The sequence below is a fragment of the Streptomyces sp. NPDC028419 genome (genome assembly GCF_055565515.1).
In genome coordinates, this window is the sequence record NZ_JBVHUE010000044.1 from 36421 (window position 1) to 57015 (window position 20595).

Annotated in this window: 14 protein-coding genes; 5 read left to right on the forward strand and 9 right to left on the reverse strand. The window is 66.3% G+C overall.

Translation table 11 applies throughout. The annotated features are described in order from the left end of the window. Positions 1-211 precede the first annotated feature (211 nt). The 3 genes from ACZ4UB_RS35020 (at position 212) to ACZ4UB_RS35030 (ending at position 3305) form a co-directional block, all read left to right on the forward strand. Positions 212-472, forward strand: a complete 261-nt coding sequence (locus ACZ4UB_RS35020; RefSeq protein WP_468076620.1) for a hypothetical protein — start codon at positions 212-214, stop codon at positions 470-472. Between the two features lie 414 nt (positions 473-886). Continuing rightward, complete coding sequence (locus ACZ4UB_RS35025) at positions 887-1432, forward strand: DM13 domain-containing protein (RefSeq protein ID WP_468076622.1); 546 nt, start codon at positions 887-889, stop codon at positions 1430-1432. Between the two features lie 424 nt (positions 1433-1856). Next, positions 1857-3305, forward strand: a complete 1449-nt coding sequence (locus ACZ4UB_RS35030; RefSeq protein ID WP_468076624.1) for a hypothetical protein — start codon at positions 1857-1859, stop codon at positions 3303-3305. Positions 3306-3358: 53 nt separating this feature from the next. On the opposite strand, the gene ACZ4UB_RS35035 is transcribed toward ACZ4UB_RS35030, so the two are convergent. The 9 genes from ACZ4UB_RS35035 to ACZ4UB_RS35075 form a co-directional block, all read right to left on the reverse strand. Next, positions 3359-4345, reverse strand: coding sequence for a tyrosine-type recombinase/integrase (locus ACZ4UB_RS35035; protein WP_468076626.1), 987 nt, complete (start codon positions 4343-4345; stop codon positions 3359-3361). Positions 4346-4507: 162 nt separating this feature from the next. Next, positions 4508-4750: a helix-turn-helix domain-containing protein gene (locus ACZ4UB_RS35040; RefSeq protein ID WP_468076628.1), complete on the reverse strand. Its 243-nt coding sequence runs from the start codon at positions 4748-4750 to the stop codon at positions 4508-4510. A gap of 68 nt (positions 4751-4818) precedes the next feature. Beyond that, complete coding sequence (locus ACZ4UB_RS35045) at positions 4819-5448, reverse strand: tyrosine-type recombinase/integrase (RefSeq protein ID WP_468076647.1); 630 nt, start codon at positions 5446-5448, stop codon at positions 4819-4821. A 1175-nt stretch (positions 5449-6623) separates the two neighbouring features. Further along, entirely contained in the window at positions 6624-8075 is a 1452-nt protein-coding gene (locus ACZ4UB_RS35050; protein WP_468076630.1) for a hypothetical protein, read from the reverse strand. Between the two features lie 313 nt (positions 8076-8388). Beyond that, the gene (locus ACZ4UB_RS35055) at positions 8389-11529 is read right to left on the reverse strand and encodes a type I restriction endonuclease subunit R (RefSeq protein ID WP_468076632.1); all 3141 of its coding nucleotides are present in this window, start codon (positions 11527-11529) and stop codon (positions 8389-8391) included. After that, positions 11529-12803 carry a restriction endonuclease subunit S gene (locus ACZ4UB_RS35060; RefSeq protein WP_468076634.1) on the reverse strand — a complete coding sequence of 425 codons (1275 nt, stop codon included), beginning with the start codon at positions 12801-12803 and terminating at the stop codon, positions 11529-11531. Before ACZ4UB_RS35060 ends, ACZ4UB_RS35055 begins: the two co-directional genes overlap by 1 nt. 5 nt (positions 12804-12808) lie before the next feature. Further along, positions 12809-14554 carry an N-6 DNA methylase gene (locus ACZ4UB_RS35065; protein ID WP_468076636.1) on the reverse strand — a complete coding sequence of 582 codons (1746 nt, stop codon included), beginning with the start codon at positions 14552-14554 and terminating at the stop codon, positions 12809-12811. A 468-nt stretch (positions 14555-15022) separates the two neighbouring features. Beyond that, positions 15023-16357: a class I SAM-dependent RNA methyltransferase gene (locus tag ACZ4UB_RS35070; protein WP_468076638.1), complete on the reverse strand. Its 1335-nt coding sequence runs from the start codon at positions 16355-16357 to the stop codon at positions 15023-15025. A 178-nt stretch (positions 16358-16535) separates the two neighbouring features. After that, positions 16536-18608: an APC family permease gene (locus ACZ4UB_RS35075; RefSeq protein WP_468076640.1), complete on the reverse strand. Its 2073-nt coding sequence runs from the start codon at positions 18606-18608 to the stop codon at positions 16536-16538. 296 nt (positions 18609-18904) lie between these two features. Here ACZ4UB_RS35075 and ACZ4UB_RS35080 point away from each other — a divergent pair, with 296 nt between their 5' ends. Both ACZ4UB_RS35080 and ACZ4UB_RS35085 read left to right on the forward strand, forming a co-directional pair. Continuing rightward, on the forward strand, positions 18905-19573 hold the full coding sequence (locus tag ACZ4UB_RS35080; RefSeq protein ID WP_354379042.1) for a potassium channel family protein: 669 nt from the start codon (positions 18905-18907) through the stop codon (positions 19571-19573). Beyond that, complete coding sequence (locus ACZ4UB_RS35085; protein ID WP_351044370.1) at positions 19570-20232, forward strand: potassium channel family protein; 663 nt, start codon at positions 19570-19572, stop codon at positions 20230-20232. Before ACZ4UB_RS35080 ends, ACZ4UB_RS35085 begins: the two co-directional genes overlap by 4 nt. Positions 20233-20595 lie beyond the last annotated feature (363 nt).

Genomic DNA, 20595 nt, shown 5'->3' on the forward strand with positions numbered 1-20595 from the left:
GGGCCGAGGTCGGTGAACAGCGGCCGGGAGCGGAACTCCCCGGCGTCTCGGCTGTCACATCGGGTTCCTGTCGGGAATCGACGCACCGTTCCGCTCACGTCACCGAGCCCGCGCCGTCGCCCTCGGCGCCGGCTGCGCCGGGCCCCACCCGGCTGGCAACCCGGCCCGCCGGCTGTCCCCGGCGGATGCGGAGACCACCGTCGTCAACGCCGTGCCGGATGCCGTGGAGCGGCTGCGGCTGCACCAGCTCACCGCCGGTCAGGAGACCACGACCCCGCAGCCCCGTGGCACCGCCGTCGCCCCCGAGCACCAGGTCGAAGCCGGCGGCGACGCGGAGCTCGGCTACGCCACGCCGCTCCACGCGCTCGGCGGCCACGGTGACGACGGCGGCGAACTCGGCCCGGCCGAGCCCACCTTCGACGCGGCCTCCCGCCCCTCGGCCCTGCCGAATCCCGGCCGGGCCTGTCGGTGACGCTGGTCGCCCGCGGCGAACTCGGCGCCCGGGACCACCTGCGCCGGGCCTGCGACCGTCTGGGCAGCACCGTCCTGCAGCGCACCGGCGTCGAAGCGAGCCGGATGCTGTACGCCGACGGCACCACCGGGCGTCCGACGCGACGGTGCGAACGGCCTGCCGCTGCCGATGTCCTGCCGCCTCGGCCGGCTTCACCGGCATGCAGGGCATGCAGGGCATCGCGGGAACACTGGCCGGTGGCAGGATCCCGCGCTCCTCGACCAGTGGTGACCCGCCGTGCGGGTGGCCGCCCGACCCCGCTGACCTCAGGGCCTGCCGACGGGACGTAAGAGTTTCGTCACCCGGTCCGGTCTGGCATCCGTGCGGTCCACCGCGCTTGAATGCGGGCTACACACTCGCGAGGAAGAGGCTTCGGTGAAGGCAGGCAGAGGGCGGCGCGGCAGGATCGTGCTCGGTCCGGTGATCGCAGCGGTGGTGCTGGGCACCGGGCTGTACTGGTTCCAGCCGTGGAAGCTGTGGCAGGACGACACCGTCCACGAGGCACTGCCGTCCGCCGCGCCCGCCGCGGGAGCGCCGAGCCCCGCGCCGCCGACCGTCGCTGCCGGCCCACGGACCCTCGCCCAGGGCACCCTGATCAGCCACGAACACACGACCACCGGCAGGGTGAAGCTCCTCCGGCTCGCCGACGGCTCGCACACCCTGCGCCTGGAGGACCTGGACACCAGCAACGGCCCGGACCTGCGGGTCTGGCTCACCGACGCCCCCGTCAAGGAGGGCGCGGCCGGCTGGACCGTCTTCGACGACGGCAAGTACGTCAGCCTCGGCAAGCTCAAGGGCAACAAGGGCGACCAGAACTACGAGATCCCGGCCGCCGTGAACCTCGCCGACTACAGCAGCGTCACCATCTGGTGCGACCGCTTCGACGTCTCCTTCGGCGCGGCCACCCTCGAGCCCGCCTGACACGAACACCCGCCACCGACCCGCACACCACCGCTTCCACAGCTCGACATCGGCCGGTGCCGAGCGCACCAGCCAGCTCAGCCCGCCTTCGCCACCGGCTCCAGGATCGCCACGCACTCCACGTGGTGCGTCATCGGGAAGAGGACACAAAGTGCGGGGCCTATGGAAACAGCAGGTCAGAGGGGGTCTCTTGACCCAGAAGGCGGGTCGCTGGGGGCTCTGAGCGTCAAATGAGCGTCACGGCCGGCAGTAACAGGGGGTCAGCAACCGCCCGTCGCGAGTCCGGGCTTCTACACCGGCAGCACGCTTTGGAACGACCAGTATCGGTGAAGAGGACCCAGACGAGGGAAGCCCACCCGTTCCAGTACTTCGACCCGGCCTATCGTGGCTGTCCCCCGCAGCTCGTCGAGTCGAGGCCGGAACCGTGAAGTACGCGTTGTCGGAGAAGCAGGCCGCCATGCTCCAGGAACTCGCGGCCAGCACGGCCCCTACCCCTGTCCCACCCGCGAGCACACACACGACCTGGGCGCTGGAGAAGCGGGGCCTGATCAAGAGGACGTGGCACGGCAGCGGGCAAGACGCGATCGTCACCGAGGAAGGCCGCTTCTACCTCAAGCACGGCAAGCACCCTCGGGAAGTGCAGGCGGAGAAGAAGCGGCTGGAGGGGGACGCAGAACAAGCAGCGCGCGCTCCCGCCGGCGGAACCGAGCTGATCTCCCGGTTGCGCTCAGCGTCGGGAAGGATCACGGTCCCGAACCCCGGCCCTCAGACCCGGGGCAGGTGGCGTGCGGCCTACTACGACGCGCTCCACCACCGTCGCGTACCGGATGAACACAAGCTGCGCTGGACCGGCCGACAGCAAGGTGACAGCGTCTTCACGCTGATCAACGAGAAGGCAGAGGAATCGGCTCGGCCAACACCGGTCCCGTCGATCGACGTGCCCGACGTCCTTGACCGCCCTCACGCCCTGGTCCGCGCGACGCGCAAGGCTCTCGGAAGGTCTCAGGCCGCGATCGATACCCGCGATAAGCCCGGCGCCATCCCCCTGCACGTGTCCCGCCCGCTCGCCGACCGGGCCCTGCGGATCATGCATGCGCTTCTGACCGAGGCGGAAAGCCGCGGGTACGGGGTCGAGACGCGAACCGACCTGGAGCGAGGCCGAACGCTGCACCAGCTGGTCATCGTCATCAACGGGCACGCCTACCCGCTCACCATCACGGAGCGGACAACGAAGGTGCCCCACGAGCCCACCGCGCAGGAGCTGCGCCAGCAGGAGCGCAGTCCCTGGACGCGTCTTGCGAAATACGATCACGAGTTCAACGGGCGTCTCGAAATCGGGGCGCCCACCGGAACGTGGTATCAGCATTCCTATACGTACAGTGACGGCGCGAGGTGGACGCTGGAGTCGCGCCTCGGACTCCTTCTGCAGGGTCTTGAACACCGGGCGGCGGAGTCCGAACGCCGGAAGCAGGAAGCGGAACTCCGCGAGGCCGAGCAGCAGCGCGAATGGTACGCGGCCGTTGCTCGGGCGCGGGAGCTGCAGATCGAGCAGCATCGCGCGAAGGTTCTCGTCGAGCAGGCGGAGTCGTGGTCCCGGGCCGAAGAGATCCGCGCCTTCTGCCTCGCCGCCCGTGCGCGGACAGCCGGCGATACCGTCCCGGAAGGCGAGGCGGAATGGCTGCAATGGGCCGAGGCGTATGCGGCGCGGATCGACCCTCTCAGTGCGCCCTTGCGGCATCCGCAGGATCCGCCGGCAGGACGCGAAGACCTGCGCGGGCTGCTGAGGGTCGCCCCTCACGCCCATCCCTGGCCGTTCGACAGCCGTGGCCGCTGGGCACTCCCCGCGGCCGGTCCGGACCCTCAGCGAAAATGATCGAAAGCACTTCGGCCCCTGTCCGTGGCAGGCGGACAGGGGCCGAAGCGCGTTCATCCAGCGATGGTCAGCGGAGCATCCAGCCTCTCCCACGCCGCCAGGACGGCTTTGTGGGCGTCTGGTTGCAGGTGCGCGTAGCGCTGGGTGGTCTGGAAGCTTTCGTGGCCCAGAAGGTGCTGGACCTCGTAGAGGGATACCCCTTTCTGTACCAGCCACGAGGCACAGGTGTGCCGCATGGAGTGCGGCGGATAGTGCGGGACGGGCCGCTGGTCGCCGTCTGAATCGAAGTAGGAGGCGCTGGCGAGGGCCGGCCACCAGGTCTGCCGCCGCCAGTTGCCGTCGTCGAGGCGACGGCCCGCTCTGCCCTTGGTGACGGTGGTGAAGACCAGCGCGTCTCGGCCGAGCCCTTGGATGTGGCGTTCGAGGGCCTCCAGGGCGTAGGCCGGGATCGGAACTTCCCTGCGGCTCTTCGAGCTCTTGGGATACTCCTTGATCCCGCTCTTGGTGTTGACCTCAACCACGAACAGGCGCGCTCGGCGTCGGTCGATGCGGTGGCAGTGCAGACCGGAGAGCTCACCCCATCGCAGTCCGGTGTAGAGGCCGAGCAAGCACATGGTGCGCCATGGGGCGGGAAGTTCGTCCAGGATGCTCTGTGCCTGGTCGAGGGTGAACCATTGCGGCGGCTTGACCGCGATCGTCGGCAGATCGATGCTGCGGCAGGGGCTCACGGCGAGCACGTCGTCGTCCACGGCCGCTCGCATGATGGAAGACGTCAGGTTGTAGGCCCGCTTGATCGCGGACGCGCCTGTCCCCTTCTCGGCCAATGCGCGGATCCAGCTCTGGATGTCCATGCGGGTGACGGCCCGCATCTCCCAGTCTCCCCAGTGCGGCAGCACGTGGTTCTTGATGCTGGAGGCATCTCCACGCAGAGTGTGAGGCTCGGCGATCCTGGCGTTCCACGAGCGATCGTGCCATTCGCGGAACGTGATCTCGCCCGCACGAGGGTCACGAAGGGTTCCGCGGGCGAACTGCGTCTCCAATTCGATGCCCCAGGCCCGCGCCTGAGTCTTGAGAGGAAACGATTCGCTGAATCGGTCACCGGCACGGTTCCTGACGGTGGCCTGCCAGTTGCCAGTCTGCAGCTTACGCAGGTACAGGTCCGCTCCTTGCGTTGAAGGTGAAGTAGAAACGGTGGCCCGAGGTCAGTGGCGGACCGCAACGGGAGCGACAGCCCGGCGGTTGATGAACTCGTAGAGTCCTGCCTCAGGTACACGGACCCGAGAGCGGCCCGGTCCGGTTCTCAGGTCGACTACGGGCAATTCGCCGGCGGCGATGAAGCGGTAGACCGTACGGCGGTCGACGTCCAGGGCAGAAGCGACCGCCGGAATGGACAGCAAGCGTGTGAACAGCAGTGTCTCCGTGGTTCGCATCGGTACATATGACATAGCGAAGGGGCGGCGAGCAGGCGCACATCCAGATCCGCTTGAGCGGTATCAGCCCGAACCGGGAACTCTTACCGCAAGCTTGCACTCGACGTCACGTCGGGCAGCTCGAAGGCGGCCTCCAGGTGGCTGAAATCAATTTCCGCCGACACCTGAAGGCAGTACGCAAATCGCGATGCGAGATAGGCGGCGCTGACGCCAACGATCTCGGCAATCGCCACCAACTGTCCCGCGGTCAGTGGGCCCGCCTTCATCCAGTCGGCAATGCACGCATCACGAAGCACGGAGATGCCACCGTCAAGCCGCAAGCCAGTCTCGCGACTCTCTAGCCGAGCTGCTTCCCAGGCCCCCTCCCACGCCCGGCGGTACATCGCCGCCGTCAGCGGCCGGCCGTCGTCCCTCACGAACACCGTGTCGCACGATCCGAGGCCACGTCTGGCGACCTCCTCCTTGAGGACCCGAGCTAGACGGGCGCCAAGGGGAACCCGTCGAGCCGCTCCGCCTACAGCCTCGGCAGCCGCGATTCCACGCCCTCTGGAGTTCACCATCAACACTCCAGAGCCCCCGTCAGTCGCCTGGATGTCTCGGACTCGCAACGCAAGTGCCTCCGACGGGCGCAACGCAGCGAAAGCCACCGTAGAAAAGAAGGCTCTCAGCACTTGGCCGTTATGAGGACTTCGACCGATACCCTCCAGCAGCATGTCCCGCCGCCGGGCCGACACTAGGCATTCGTCACCAACAATGACGGTGGACACAGACCGACTCCCCTTGTGGTTGCAGATTTCAGCGAGAATTTCCGAGGCCGCTATTCGCCGGAGAACCCAAGGTTGACATGGCTTCCCGAACACTTCCAGCCTGCTCCCCACCGAGATGGCCTGCCGTCGGCGAACCCACCCAGACGATGCTGGATGAAGTCAGCCGCCACACAGATCGACGCGACGAGTACCGCCGTTACTGAACGACGCGGACATCACTAATTATCCGGGGAATCCGGGATTATCGAAATCACGAAGGCTGTGATAGCAGGGGCTTCCATCTGCGACATCACCTGGGCCTGAAATGTGGGCAGATGCCCCAAACTGCGCATTGCGGACGCGGCGCAAACGGGACGACACACCCTGGCAACTCTCCAACCATGGAGCAGGTGCCTTCTAAGCACCCGCTCCATCACAGCGCCTTCCAGCAATACCGCCGAGAAGCAGGAGCCATGCTTTGTACTGAACTTGATTGGGTGATATCGAGGCTGTTCGCCTGACATTGCCCCTGTCATTCCGGTAGCCCTGACGCTGCGAGGTACGCGCAAGGCAGCGGTTTGACCAACGCCGAGAGGGCCGCGCGGGAGCGAATCCGACTTCAGTTCGTGGAACGCCTCACGAGCGGGGAGAGGGCCCGGAGTCGGCACGTCTGGTCGTGGCAGCAGCCGGCCCATCGGGCGATCGAGCGCGACAATGAGGCCGCGGAACCATGGAAGATGGAGACTCTCCACGGGTGCAAGCAGCCGCGGTGCGGACGAGGCCGGAAAATCGCCGAGACGCCGCGCACACCAGTTGGCCAGACCCGCGAAGTTAGCCTAAATCCAGCACCGGCCACACCTCGCCGACGGACAACCTCGCCGGGACATACAAAGTTCAGTAGCACCAGCCAGTTTCTCGCTCTGCCCTATCGCGGCCATCCGTCCGTAGCTCATCGAGTCGCATGGACCCAAGAGTGGTGAAGTGCGACTCGTCTGGGGCGCAGGTGGACGCGCTCCGGAGATCGTGGGGGTTCCAATGCCACAGCTGCCCCACCCGACGGCACCCAGACGACTTGGGCAATAGAGCACAGCAGTCTCTTCCGGCCGGGGAATTTGATACACGGCAATCACCCGTCACCTGATTCAAGATCCGAAGATCGGCTGCTGGCCGGGGCCGGGATCACGAGATTGCCTACGGCGCACCTTCTTGGCGAGGGTCTTATCGTATCCCCGCGTGTGGTTTCGCTTGTGCCGTTCCTTAACCACCTCACTTGTCGGGGCGGTGGCCCGGTCCACAACGATGGATACGGACATTCCTTCCTCTGCCCGCTCCCTGCCGAGCGCCCTCAGATCATCGAGTGTGGTGCCCACTGTGCCTACCAGCCCGTTCTTCACGAGCTGAGTGAACTCAGTGTTCCCCAAGTACCGTTCGACATGCCCGTATCCGAGGCGGCTCCCCTTGTTCGGGCCGCTCGTCACATCGTCATCCAACAGCATTCGCACATATGGCACCGGGAGATACATGCCCGGCGCCGGCCCTGGGTCGACAGTTTCCTTTTGTGACCAGTAGGCGAGTTTGACAAAACAGGGGTCCGAACCCAGACGCCATTCATGAGGTGCCGATGGCGCCCTACTCATCGCGGCCACTCGGTCCAAACGATCCATCTGCCCAAGGAGTTGCTTATCCGCATACATCCACCGAGCACCCGCCTCAGAGGGGAGCCGCTTCACTTGAACAAGAATGAAACTCTGGGTGGCCTCGTGGTAATAGATCAGGTCCGCCCCGAGTCGAGATTCCACCGGCGTTGCATTGATGTTCGCCACCTCGATACGGTTGCCGAGATGTTCGAAGACATGGATGTCACACCGGAACGACGCCCCGGTGGCACCACTGCCGGAAGACCACCCCGCCTCGGTGAACACGTCCGAATCGAAATCGATGTGACGGGCATCGTTTTCGATCAAGCCTTGTTCAAACGGCTCCGGGATGAGCCCGGCCAAGTGAGGGGCATCCGGGTCACTCGGGCGCCGCCAAGCTGCGAGCCGCGCTGGAGGGATGTTAGCGATGGCCAGACCCAGGCGCGTCATGTCGTACTGCTCCTGCCAAGCACGATCCTCAGGGCGTCGAGGGTCGAACGGGTCGGGCTCGGCCGCCTCACCCAAGAAGTCGAGCATCCTTCGCAGCACGTCACCCTGCCGAGCCAGACCCTCCAGCAGAACCTCGGAGTCCTCGGCTTCGAGCACCGTGACTTCACTTGTCCAGGCACTCTCCAGGGTGCGCCGCAGAGGAAGCGACGTCTCGTCACTAAGTGACCGCATCAGGACCGGCACCGGAGTCTCCCGTACCAACTCGACGGTGATGCGGGAATCAACGGCCGCCACCTTGTCCCCACGAGGCTGCCGCACGACTCCCAGCCAGCGCAACGGACACTGGCCGGCCTCGCCGGCAGATCGCGTGACGAGCAGAGCGATGTGGGGCGTTCGATCGCTAGGAAGAGAGGCTGTAGCAACCGTTTTCGTGAAGGACTGCTTGACCAGCAGCTCCTCATCGATACGGTCCAACTCTTTGGCACTAAGAGCGATGACGTAAACCATGCACGGAGCGTACGTGGAGCGACACCAGCACGTCACCCAATACCTCGGAAGACAGGCGTACCCCCAACTCGCCGGGGAGGAGCTGCCGCCCCGGCGAGGCCCTTCAGCGAGTCCGTTAGCGATCGAACGGACTAGCTTCTGCGGCGTCCTCCGCCGGTCAGCAAGCTGACCACCTTCGGCCGGGTCGGCGCACAGCCAGAAACGAGGCGCCCCGAGCACGCCGGCCCATCCCACATGCACCCCGGAGAATGCCTAACACCTAGCATCTAGGTTTTAGGGATGCAGGCCAGGGACCGCCTGCGTGCTGTCGTACCTAGGAATCCTGCTGATCGACCGCTGCTTCGTAGAAGGCATCCGCGAGAGCGATAATGATGGAGTTGATAGCCGGCCCGTCGGTGAAGAAGTAGTCAGCCATCGTGTTGTGGGCGTCCTGGTTGTCTGCAACCGCCTCCGTAACGGCTGCTTGAAAGTCCTGCGACTCCACGAACTGCTTCTTGGAATTCACCTTGGTCTGCTTGATCAGGTTCGGGTCAGCCAGCAATCGTTGGACGAGCCCTTGTACGAACTCCCTGACCTGGGACTCGGCGAACGCTGCGGCGCCGAAGAGGTCGTTCATCTTGTCTATGACGACCTGGAGCGCGACGTACTTCGGCTCCTTCTTCGTGCCCGTGCCGGCAGCGCTGATACCCTTCAGCTGCCCGTCGCCCACGAGCGAGATGTCGACCAGGATCGCCTTGTTGTGCTTGACCCCGACCAGCACCACGTCGGAGAGGTCTACTTCAGCAGCCCAGGCAGACTCGGCGATGACCTTCTCCAGCAGGCGCAGGAAGATCGAAAGCATCTCCATGTAGGGGTCGCCGTAGTCGACGATCTGAGACATGAAGTCATAGAGGCGTACGTAGGTGGACACATCCTTACGGAACAGGTCGAGCGCGTTGAGCGCGACCTTGTCCTCATCCTCAATCGCCCGCGCATAGCGGCGCCGGAAGTCATGCTGCGCCGGGCTGATCGCCGCCGAGAGCGCATTGTTGCCCTTCCGGGTCACCCACAGCTCGGCGACCTTGCGGACGTCGTCCTCAGCGTAGATTCCGGCCTGGGCGAGCTTGGCAGCCAGGTGGACGACGACGTACGGATCGCTCTCGGTCTCTAGAGTCGCGTTCTTGAAGTACGGCTCGAAGGCTGCCTTGATGTCCTCGGGCTTGTTGGCGAAGTCGATGACGAACGTCTTGCGCTTCTGCTCTCCGCCAGCAGTGCGGTGGGTGCGGTTGAGCCTCGAGAGCGTTTGCACCGCGGTCACCCCCGGCAGCTTCTTGTCGACGTACATCGCCGAAAGCAGGGGCTGGTCGAAGCCTGTCTGGAACTTGTTGGCGACTAGCATGATCTTGTATGTCTCGCCCTTGAACGCGGCTGCCAGATCAGCTCCGGCACCGGGGTTCATGTTCGCCTCGGTGAACTCGTCATCCTGCGACGGCTGCGGGCCCCAGCCGCTGTGCCAAGTTTCATCCTCGGCCATCGTCACCCCGGCGGAGAAGGCAACCAGGGTGCGGTAGTTGTACGCGGGGTCCTCGGCGCGGCGCCTGTCGATGTAGGCGTCGATGGCCAGCTTGTACTTCACTGCGGACTTGCGCCAGTCGGTCACCACCATCGCCTTCGCCTTACCTTCGAGCAGGTAGGCGACGTTGGCGTGGAAGTGCTCGACGATGATCTGGGCCTTCTGGCTGATGTTCGTCGGGTGCAGCTGCACCCACCGCATCAGGCCCTTGCGGGCGGTGGCCTCCTCGACCTCTCCCCCGTCACCGCTCGCGGCCTTGCCGGCGATCTTCAGCGCGGTGTCGTAGGACTGGTAGCCCTTGAGGACGTCGAGGATGTAGCCCTCCTCGATGGCCTGCTTCATCGAGTACAGGTGGAACTCTCGCGGCTTGCCGTCGGGTCCCTTGCGACCGAACAGCTCCAGCGTCTTGTTCTTCGGCGTCGCGGTGAAGGCGAAGTAGGAGATGTTCTCCGACTCGGCACGCTCGGTCATCTCCGAGGCCAGCACCGACTCCACATCTATCTCACCACCCTCCTCGATCTCCTTCACCTCCTCAGCGGTCAGCACCTGCTTCAGCTTCGAGGAGATCTGTCCCGACTGGGAGGAGTGCGCCTCATCAGCGATGACGGCAAACCGCTTGCCCTTCAGGCCAGCGTCGGTCCGGATCTCGTCGAGCGCATACGGGAAGGTCTGCACCGTCACCGCAATGATCAGCTCGCCGCTTTTCAACGCCTGTGCCAGCAGACCCGACTTCGACTTCGCGCCAGCCTTACGGACGTCCTCGGGGCTGATAGTCGCGACGATCTTTCCGGTACCGTCAATCTGCCGGATCGCATCCTGCAGCTGGGAGTCGAGCACGGTGCGGTCCACGACCACGATGACCGAGTCGAAGACCTTCCGATCATCGACATGCAGCCGCGCCAGCCGGTGGGCCGTCCAGGCAATGGTGTTCGTCTTCCCCGAGCCGGCCGAGTGCTCAATCAGGTATCGCTGCCCGACACCCTCCTCTTTCACCGCGTCGACGATGTTCGTGACGGCCTCCCACTGATGGAACCGTGGGAAGAGCATGCTCGTTCGCCGCACCGAGGTGCCGGTAGCGACGTCCCAATCTTCCTTGATCTGCACGATCATCAACCGCCCGATGATGTTCAGCCAAGCATGCTTCTCCCACACCCGCTCCCACAGGTACGCCGTCGCCGACCGTCCGTCCGCGCCGGGCGGGTTGCCGGCACCGCTGTCGAAGCCGACGTTGAACGGCAAGAAGTGGGTCTTATCCCCCTCCAGCCTCGTGGTCATCGCCGCCAGGCCGTTCGAGACCGCGAAGTGCACCAGAGCCCGGTGACCGAACGACAGCAACGGCTCCGGCCGCCCGTTCGTCAACGGATTGCGATCCTGCTTGTACTGGTTGACCGCCGCGTCCAGCGACTGGGTGAAGTCAGTCTTCAGCTCCACCGTAGCCACTGGGAGCCCATTGATGAAGAACACCAGATCGATATTGCGCTGGTTGGCGGTCGAGAAGTGCACCTGCCGCACCGCTCGCACCCGCATCGCCTCGTAGTGCGCCGTGGTGGTCTCGTTGAGCGACGTCTCCGGACGAAACTGTGCCATCTTCAACCGACCACCGCCGATGTACTGCACGCCGTTACGCAGGATGTTCAACGTCCCACCGCCATGTTCCAGCGGTCGGTCGAGCGCTGCTGTTAGCACGTCGAGAAACTTCGCCTGCGACCCGGCCGCCTTCAACGCCTTCTCGTACGTTGGCCCCTGCGTCGCCTCCAGCCACGCGAACAGATCCGCCGGGAACAGGGCCCGCTCCCGGTCGTACTCCCCACCGTCACGGTCATTCTTCGAGTACAGCCATCCGTGATCCCGCAGGTACTCGCAGATCTCCGTCTCGAAGACCACCTCGTTGTGGTCGGCCATCACGCCACCTCTCGTACGTCGATCTGCCCCGTCACCGCCGCCGTGATCAACGCCGACCGGCGCTCCCGAGCGAGCTCGATGAATCGCTCCGTCTCTGCGATGAGCGTGTGGATCTTCGACGTCTGCTTATCGAGGTACGCCACGATGGCTCGCTGCTCGTCCAACGGGGGCAAGGGTAGGAACAGCGAGCGGACGTCTCCACCCGCCACCTTGAAGGTGCCGACTGCTGTTCGAGCCTGGGCCCGCACCTGCGCGCGCGTGGGGCTCGCGTTGCATGCCCACACGAAGAACTCGGGGAGCATGGACGAGTTCACGCGGATTCGGATGAGCAAGTCAGGATAGATGTATTCCTCGGCGGCGAACTCAGGACCGACGAGGCCCGCGCGCGCCACGAGGTCCACGTTCCCGTTGCCCCGAACAAGCAAGATGTCGCCAGGATGAAGCCTGAGCGCTTCCGTGCTCGCGACGCTGGACCGGTCGACGAACTTTGTCACCGCGGGGCCCATGATGACCCGACCATCCCTGATCGCTCCGAGGGACAGCGACTTCAGGTCATCAGTGTCGCCAGCCGCAGGAGACACGCCGTTCGCAGGGCCGAACGACAGCACTCGCTTTGCGCGAACTGCCTCCCAGCCATCGGGGAGCTCCGGGAGCCACGGGCTGCCGGTTTTGGAGAGCACGGCCTCCGATTCCAGGCCCTGCGAGAGAACCGCGTCGACAACCGCACGCCGGCGCAGATGCAGCATCTGAACCAAGTGTTGCTGCTCCTCGATGAGCGTGTCGATGCAGGCCGTCTCGCGGTCGAGGTAGTCGGCGATGGCACGCTGCTCTTGGGCAGGTGGCACCGGGACGGATAGCGCATTGATCTGGCCGGTGCCAATACCGGGCTGTGCAGCGGTCTGGGAGTACTGCCCGAGGTTCATGACCTCAAGGACATAGGCAAGCCATCGTGCATCGACGGTGTCGCCGGGACGCGCAACAATCGCATGCTCGGATGCCCAGAATTCTCCCGACACGAGGTGCACGTTGCCGCACAGCGCGCCCTGCCTCCCGATCAGGATGCGAGTCCCGTGGTGGGTCCTCTGTTCCGTGTAGCCCCGGAGACCGTTGCCCCCGTACACGGGGTAAGTCCCCGTCGGTTCGATGGATTCGGCCGTGATTGCTTCTCCCGCCTGCATTCCCGGAGCAACGTACTTGACCTTCGACTCGGTCCAATCGGACGGAATCGAAAGCCCTTGAAGCCATCCGATCCTCGTCAAATGTTCAGCGCGCAAGGGAGTCATCCTTCCACCTCTCGCAGCATCTCGAGGATCTTGGCGACCTGCTTCTCCAGGTCGGCGTCGATCTCCGCTAGCGGGCGGGGCGGAACGTACTTGTAAAAATGGCGGGGGAAGGGGATCTCGTAGCCGATCTTGGTCTTCGCCCAGTCGATCCAGGCGTCAGGAACGTGCGGCTTCACCTCCGCGTCGAAGTACGCCTGGATGACTTCGCGCTCCCCTGCCGGGCCGGCGGTCGAGCTGCCGTAGGTGAAGGGCACATTTTCGGTGTCACGCTTCTTCGAGTCAGGCTTCGGGTTGCCCTTGCGGTCGACGACAGGGTTACCGTCCTCATCGAGAAGAGGACGCTCGAGTGTGATGGTCCAGTAGCCGAACTCGTCGTTGCGCAGCGCCTTGGAGAGTTCGGGTTCGGCGTCCTTGAAGTCGGCGTACAGCCGCACGACCTTGGCGCGGTCAGCGTCGCTGATCTCCCGTCCCTTGGACCCGAGGTTCTTGCGCATCTTGGTCCAGAACGACGTGCCGTCGATGAGTTGGACCTTGCCCTCGCGGTCGGGGTGCTTGGCGTTGTCGAGGATCCAGATGTAGGTGGCGATGCCGGTGTTGAAGAACATGTTGGTCGGCAGCGCGACGATCGCCTCGACCAGGTCGTTCTCCAGCAGCCACCTGCGGATGTTGGAGGGGCCCGAATCGGCGGCACCGTTGAACAGCGGCGAGCCGTTCATGACGATGCCGACGCGGCCGCCGCCGTCCTCGGGTGCGCGCATCTTATGGGCCAAGTGGAGCAGGAAGAGCATCTGGCCGTCCGAGGTCGCGGGGAGTCCCGGGGCGAAGCGGCCGTAGGGGCCGGCGGAGTCGCGCTCCTCCTTGACTGCCTTGGCGTACTGCTTCCAGTCCACCCCGTAGGGGGGGTTGGACATGCAATAGTCGAACTGGCGGCCCTTGAAGGCATCGTCGGTGAGCGTGTTGCCGAAGGCGATGTTGGTCGCGTCGTGGCCCTTGGCGAGCAGGTCGGACTTACAGATGGCGTACGACTGCGGGTTGTACTCCTGGCCGTACAGGCTCAGCTTCGCTTCGGGGTTCTCGGCGAGCAAGTGTTCCTCTGCCAGCGAGAGCATGCCACCGGTGCCAGCGGTGGGGTCGTACAGCGACCGGATGATGCCGCCCTCGGTGAGGTCGACGTCCTTCTCCGCGAAGAGCAGGTCGACCAGCAGCCGGATCGCATCACGCGGCGTGTAGTGGTCTCCGGAGGTCTCATTCGCGGCCTCGTTGAACTTGCGGATGACGTACTCGAACGCATCCCCCATGTCGGAGTTCGACACCACACCGGGATGCAGGTCGACAGCACTGAAGGACTTGACAATCTCGCGCAGGAGCCCGGCCTTCTCCAGGGCCAGGATCTCCTTCTTGAAGTCGAAGTACTCGAATACGTCCACATCGGCGGAGAACCGGTCGATGTAGTCGGCGAGGTTGTCCGCCAGCCCGTCCGCATCGGCCAGTAGGTTCGCGAACTCGTAGTTGGAGGTGTTGTAGAACGTCCGCCCCGTGACCTTCTTGACCTCGACCTTGAGCCGGTTCGGGTTCTCGTATCTCGCAGCCAGCCCCCGTACCGCCGCGCGGTCCGGCTCGAGGATGCAGTCGAGCCGTCTCAAGATCGTGAACGGGAGAATCACCGTCCCGTACTGGTTGGGGCGATATGGGCCCCGAAGCTGGTCAGCGATTGACCAGATGAAGCTACCGAGCGTGCTCACAAGGTTCCTCACGAGAATCGTCTAGCAGTGACGCCACTTTGCCAGACACGGCAGCCGCCGTCCCATGGTCCAGCTTTGGGACCTCCTCGACGTGCTCTTGCCGATCGGCCCCGGAGCCTGCGCGTGCTGCCAGACCCGAACTTCTCTAAGCGTTGGAACATGGCCAAACGAACCAGGCTCGGCGGACTTCCACTACAGCGAGATGAAGATGCGCCGGCATGGCACCGAAGCGCCTCTGGGCAAGCAACTACTCCTGAGCGCGTACTGGACAGTGTCCGGATAGGAGCTGCGGACCGTTCGTGCCCTCACCTCCCGCAGGAGGACCCCGGCCCACCGTCACCGCAGGAAGTACCAACTGGCTTTCCATCAGAACGAGCGTCAAATGAGCGTCACGAGCGTCATTTCAGCGTCAAGATATCGTCCGTAACGCCCATACAGCACATCATGCGCACGGGCAAAACCCCCAGGTCAGGCGCCCTTCGCCACCGGCTCCAGGATCGCCACGCACTCCACGTGGTGGGTCATCGGGAAGAGGTCGAAGACGCGCATCGTGCGGACCTTGTAGCCGTTGTCCTTGAAGTACGCCAGGTCTCGGGCCAGGGCTGCCGGGTCGCAGGCGACGTAGGCGATGCGGCGCGGGGAGAGGCCGGCCAGGTGGCGGACGGTCTGCTTGCCGGCGCCCGCGCGGGGCGGGTCCAGGACGATCAGGTCGCACTCGCTGATCTTGGTGCGCGGCAGGACCTGCTCGACCTTGCCGTGCTCGATGCGGACCCGCTCCATGTCCTGGAGGTTGTGCCGGGCGTCCTCGACCGCGCGCTTCGTCGACTCGATGCCGAGCACCGCGCCCGTGTCGCCGAGCCGCTCGGCCAGGGCGCCCGCGAAGATGCCGACGCCGCAGTAGAGGTCGAGGGCCATCTCGCCCTTGCGCGGCATCAGGCCCTGCATGACGGCCTTGACCAGGGTGTCGGCGGCCTGCGGGTGGATCTGCCAGAAGCCGCCCATGCCGACGCGGTAGGTGCGGCCGTCGGAGCGCTCGCGCACGAAGGCGCGGCCGTGGACGCGGTGGACGCCGCCGTCCTTCTCCTCGACCCGCAGGACCGAGACGGGCTTGTCCAGCTCGACCAGCGGCAGGCGGCCGCCGGGCTGCGGGGTGAGGACGACCTGGCGGTCGCCGGAGCCGGAGGCCGCGATGGCCTCGACGGCGGCCAGCTGGGGCCACTCGCGCTTCTCGATGCCCAGCTCGGTGACGCCCGGGGAGGCGATCAGGCACTGGTCGACGGGCTGGATGTCGTGCGAGCGGTGCTTGCGCAGGCCCGCGTGGCCGTCCTCGTCGATCGCGAACTGCACCCGGGTGCGCCAGGCGGGGACCTGTCCGGCGGGCAGCTTGTCGCCCTCGGCGGGCAGGACCGTGCCGTCCCAGCCGGCCTCTTCGGGGGTGAGCCCGGCGAGGCGCTGGAGCTGCTCGGCCACCACCTCGCCCTTGAGGCGGCGCTGGGCGCCGGGCTTGGCGTGCTGCCAGTCGCAGCCGCCGCACTTGCCCGGGCCGGCGTAGGGGCACGGGGCCTCGATGCGGTCCTTGGAGGCTTCGAGCACGGTCACCGCGTCGGCGCGCAGGAAGCGGGAGTCCTCGTCGCCCTCGGTGACCTTCGCGATGATCTTCTCGCCGGGCAGGGTGTGCCGGACGAACAGGACCCGGCCCTCGGCGGTGCGGGCGATGCAGTGGCCGCCGTGGGCAACGGCGCCGACCTCGACCTCGTACTCTTCCCCGACCAGTGACTTCTTCGTCTCGTGCTGCTCGGTCATGGTGGGGGAACTCCAAGGTTCAAGGGCGAAAATCTGCACGGGCGGTGCAGGGCGGTGCGGGGATCGCGGGGCGCACGGGAACGGCCGGACGACCGACCCACCAGTTTACGTGGATCTCGTCCGGCCGTTCACCACCACGGGGCGGCGTCTACTTCACGGCCCACTTCTGCTTCACGGCCTACTTCGCCGCCGCGTCCTTGTCCTTCGACTTCGGCGGCCGGGGCGGGCGCGGCGTGTCCACGGGTCCGCGGCGCACCGCACCCGGGGCGTTCCAGTCCTGCCGCCGCTTGGCCCGCTTCTTCGCCAGCTCGGAGGACTCCAGCTGATAGGGCACCGAGGTGACCATCACGCCGGGGGTGAAGAGCAGTCGGCCCTTGAGCCGCAGCGCGCTCTGGTTGTGCAGCAGGTGCTCGTACCAGCGTCCGACGACGTACTCCGGGATGTAGACGCTGACGGCGTCGCGCGGGTTCTCGCTGCGCAGCCCCTTCACGTACTCCACCACCGGCCGGGTGATCTCCCGGTACGGCGAGTCGAGGATCTTGAGCGGAACGTTGATCCCGCGCCGCTCCCACTCCTGGCGCAGCGCCTTCGTCTCCACCGGGTCGACGCTGATGCTGAGCGCCTCCAGGGTGTCCGAGCGGGTCAGCTTGGCGAAGGCCAGGGCCCGCAGCGTGGGCTTGTGGACCTTGGAGACCAGGACGATCGAGTGGACCCGGGAGGGCCGCACGCTGTCCTCGGAGGGACCGTCGGCCGCCGCGATCTCCGCGGAGACCCGGTCGTAGTGCTTGCGGATCGCGGTCATCGTGCCGTAGAAGATCACCATGCCGAGCAGGGCGACCCAGGCTCCGTGCGTGAACTTGGTGGCGAGCACGACGACCAGCACCAGCCCGGTGAAGATCGCGCCGAAGGTGTTGATCGCCCGGGAGCGGTGCATCCGGCGGCGGGCCGCCGTGTCCTTCTCGGTCCGCAGGTGGCGGTTCCAGTGCCGGACCATGCCGATCTGGCTCAGCGTGAAGGAGACGAACACGCCGACGATGTAGAGCTGGATGAGCTTCGTCGAGTCGGCGTCGTAGACCCACACCAGCAGCATCGCGGCGCCGGCGAGCAGCACGATGCCGTTCGAGAAGGCGAGCCGGTCACCGCGGGTGTGCAGCTGACGCGGCAGGTACCGGTCCTGGGCGAGGATCGAGCCGAGCAGCGGGAAGCCGTTGTACGCGGTGTTGGCGGCCAGGAAGAGGACGAGCGCCGTGGCCGCGGCGAGCACGATGAACAGGAAGCTGCCGTTGCCGAAGACGGCCTCGGCGACCTGGGAGATCACCGGGTGCTGGACGAATCCGGAGCCGACCGGGACGCCCTTGTCGAGCAGGTCGCTGGCCGGCGTCTCGGCCATCTTCACGTCGGTGGCCATGGCCAGGCCGATGATGCCGCAGAACATGGTCACGGCCAGGCCGCCCATGAGGGCGAGGGTGGTCGCCGCGTTCTTGCTCTTGGGCTTGCGGAAGGCGGGGACGCCGTTGCTGATCGCCTCGACGCCCGTGAGCGCGGCGCAGCCGGACGAGAAGGCCCGTAGCAGCAGGAACACGAGCGCGAAGCCCGCCAGACCCTGGTGCTCGGCCTTGATCTCCAGATGGGCCGTCGGGGCCTCCATCGTGTCGCCCATGACGAGGCCGCGCCAGGCGCCCCAGGCGATCATCACGAATACCGCGCCGACGAAGACATAGGTCGGGATCGCGAAGAGATTCCCGGATTCCTTCACTCCGCGCAGATTCATCAGCGTGAGCAGCAGAATCATGATCATCGCGGAGAGCACTTTGTGCTCGATGACGAAATCGACGGCGGAGCCGAGGTTCTCGACGCCGGAGGAGATGGAGACGGCGACGGTCAGGACGTAGTCGACCAGCAGGGCACTGGCCACGGTGAGGCCCGCTTTGGGGCCGAGGTTGGTGTTGGCGACCTCGTAGTCGCCGCCACCGCTCGGGTAGGCGTGGACGTTCTGCCGGTAGGAGGCGACGACGGTGAACATCAGCACGACCACCGCCACCGCGATCCACGGGCTGAAGTGGTACGCCGACACGCCCGCGATCGACAGGACCAGCAGTACCTCGCCAGGGGCATATGCCACTGAGGAGAGCGGGTCGGAGGCGAAGACGGGTAGGGCGATCCGCTTGGGGAGGAGCGTTTCTCCGAGGCGGTCGCTGCGTAGCGCCCGGCCGATCAGGATCCGTTTGGGCACGTCGGTCAGTTTGGACACGCAGAGGATCGTAAGCGTTGGGAAATTCCGCTGGCCAACCACCACCCCCACGTCGGCGTATTTGCAGACCACGGGACCCCAACAGACGACACTGGGGTCACACTGGTGACCGCCCGTGTGTAGCTTGGGCCACGGTCTGAGACCCTGTTAAGCCTGAGCAGGTAACAAGGCTGGCCCCCGTGGAACCCCGAAGGAACCCGGACGGAACTCCGATGGAACCCCCGACGGAAACCCGACGGAAACCCGAAAGGCGATCCACGGCAGGCCGCCAGCCGCCGACAGCCGGAAGGACGGCCGTGCACATCGTCATTATGGGCTGCGGAAGGGTGGGCTCCGCCCTCGCGCAGACCTTGGAGCAGCAGGGGCACACGGTCGCCGTGATCGACCAGGACCCCACCGCGTTCCGCCGGCTGGGGGCGTCCTTCGGCGGCCGCCGCGTCACGGGCGTCGGCTTCGACCAGGACACCCTGCGCGAGGCCGGCATCGAGGAGGCGGGGGCGTTCGCCGCGGTCAGCAGTGGTGATAATTCCAACATCATCGCCGCCCGGGTGGCCCGGGAGATGTTCGGCATCGAGAACGTCGCCGCCCGCATCTACGACCCCAAGCGCGCCGAGGTCTACCAGCGCCTCGGCATCCCCACCGTCGCGACCGTGCGGTGGACCGCCGACCAGATGCTGCGCCGGCTGCTCCCGTCCGGGGCCGAGCCGCTGTGGCGCGACCCGAGCGGCGGGGTCCAGCTCGCCGAGGTGCACACCTCCGCGGCCTGGATCGGCCACAAGGTGAGCAACCTGCAGGAGGAGACCGGCGTGCGCGTCGCGTTCCTCACCCGACTGGGCGAGGCGATGCTGCCGACTTCCCAGACCGTGCTCCAGGAAGGCGACCTCGTCCACGTGATGATGCGCACGGACGAGATCGAGAAGGTCGAGGCGGCCTTCGCCGAGGGCCCCGAGGAGGCACACGCATGAGGGTCGCGATCGCCGGCGCAGGCGCCGTGGGCCGCTCCATCGCGGGCGAACTGCTGGAGAACGGGCACGAGGTCCTCCTCGTCGACAAGGCGCCGACCGCCATCTCGGTGGAGCGGGTGCCGCAGGCCGAGTGGCTGCTGGCCGACGCCTGCGAGATCACCTCGCTGGACGAGGCCGCGCTCCAGCGCTGCAACGTGGTCATCGCGGCCACCGGTGACGACAAGGTGAACCTCGTCGTCTCGCTGCTCGCGAAGACCGAGTACGGGGTGCCGCGCGTGGTGGCCCGCGTCAACAACCCGAAGAACGAGTGGCTCTTCAACGAGGCCTGGGGCGTGGACGTCGCCGTCTCCACCCCGCGCCTCATGTCGGCCCTGGTCGAAGAGGCGGTGAGCGTCGGCGACCTGGTCCGGCTGCTGCGCTTCAGCCACGGCGACGCCAACCTCGTCGAGCTGACCCTGCCGCCGGAGTCCCCGTTCGCCGGGACCCAGATCGGCGAGATCAGCTGGCCCGAGGACACCTCGCTGGTCACCATCATCCGCGGCAACCGGGTGCTGACCCCGCACCCGGAGGAGACCCTGGAATCCGGCGACGAGCTCCTCTTCGTCGCCGCCCAGGCCCGCGAGGAGCAGCTGGAGGAACTCCTCCAGGCCCGCCGCTGACACCGGGCCACCGCCTCTACGGGCCGGACGGCCGGGCGCGCGCGGGATGCGCACGCGCGGGCCCTCCCCGAGCCGCCGTCGCCTCCGGAGCAGGTGGTGGCCGGGGGCGGGTGGCGTCCGACGGCAGGCGTGGCCTCCGGCGGCGCCTCGAACGCCGGCGGGGCTGAAGTTGGAGTGGCGCCGCGGGCCCCGGCCCGTCCCGGCAGGGCCGGGGTGCGCACGGGTAGACGGAAGGGGGGGGGGGGGGGGGGGGCGGCCCCCCCCCCCCCCCCCCCCCCCCCTGCCTAGTTGTTCTGCCTCTTTGTTTTTCTCTCCCTTTTTTGTCTTTTCCTCCCTCCTTTTCTTCCTCTTTCTCGTCTCCCC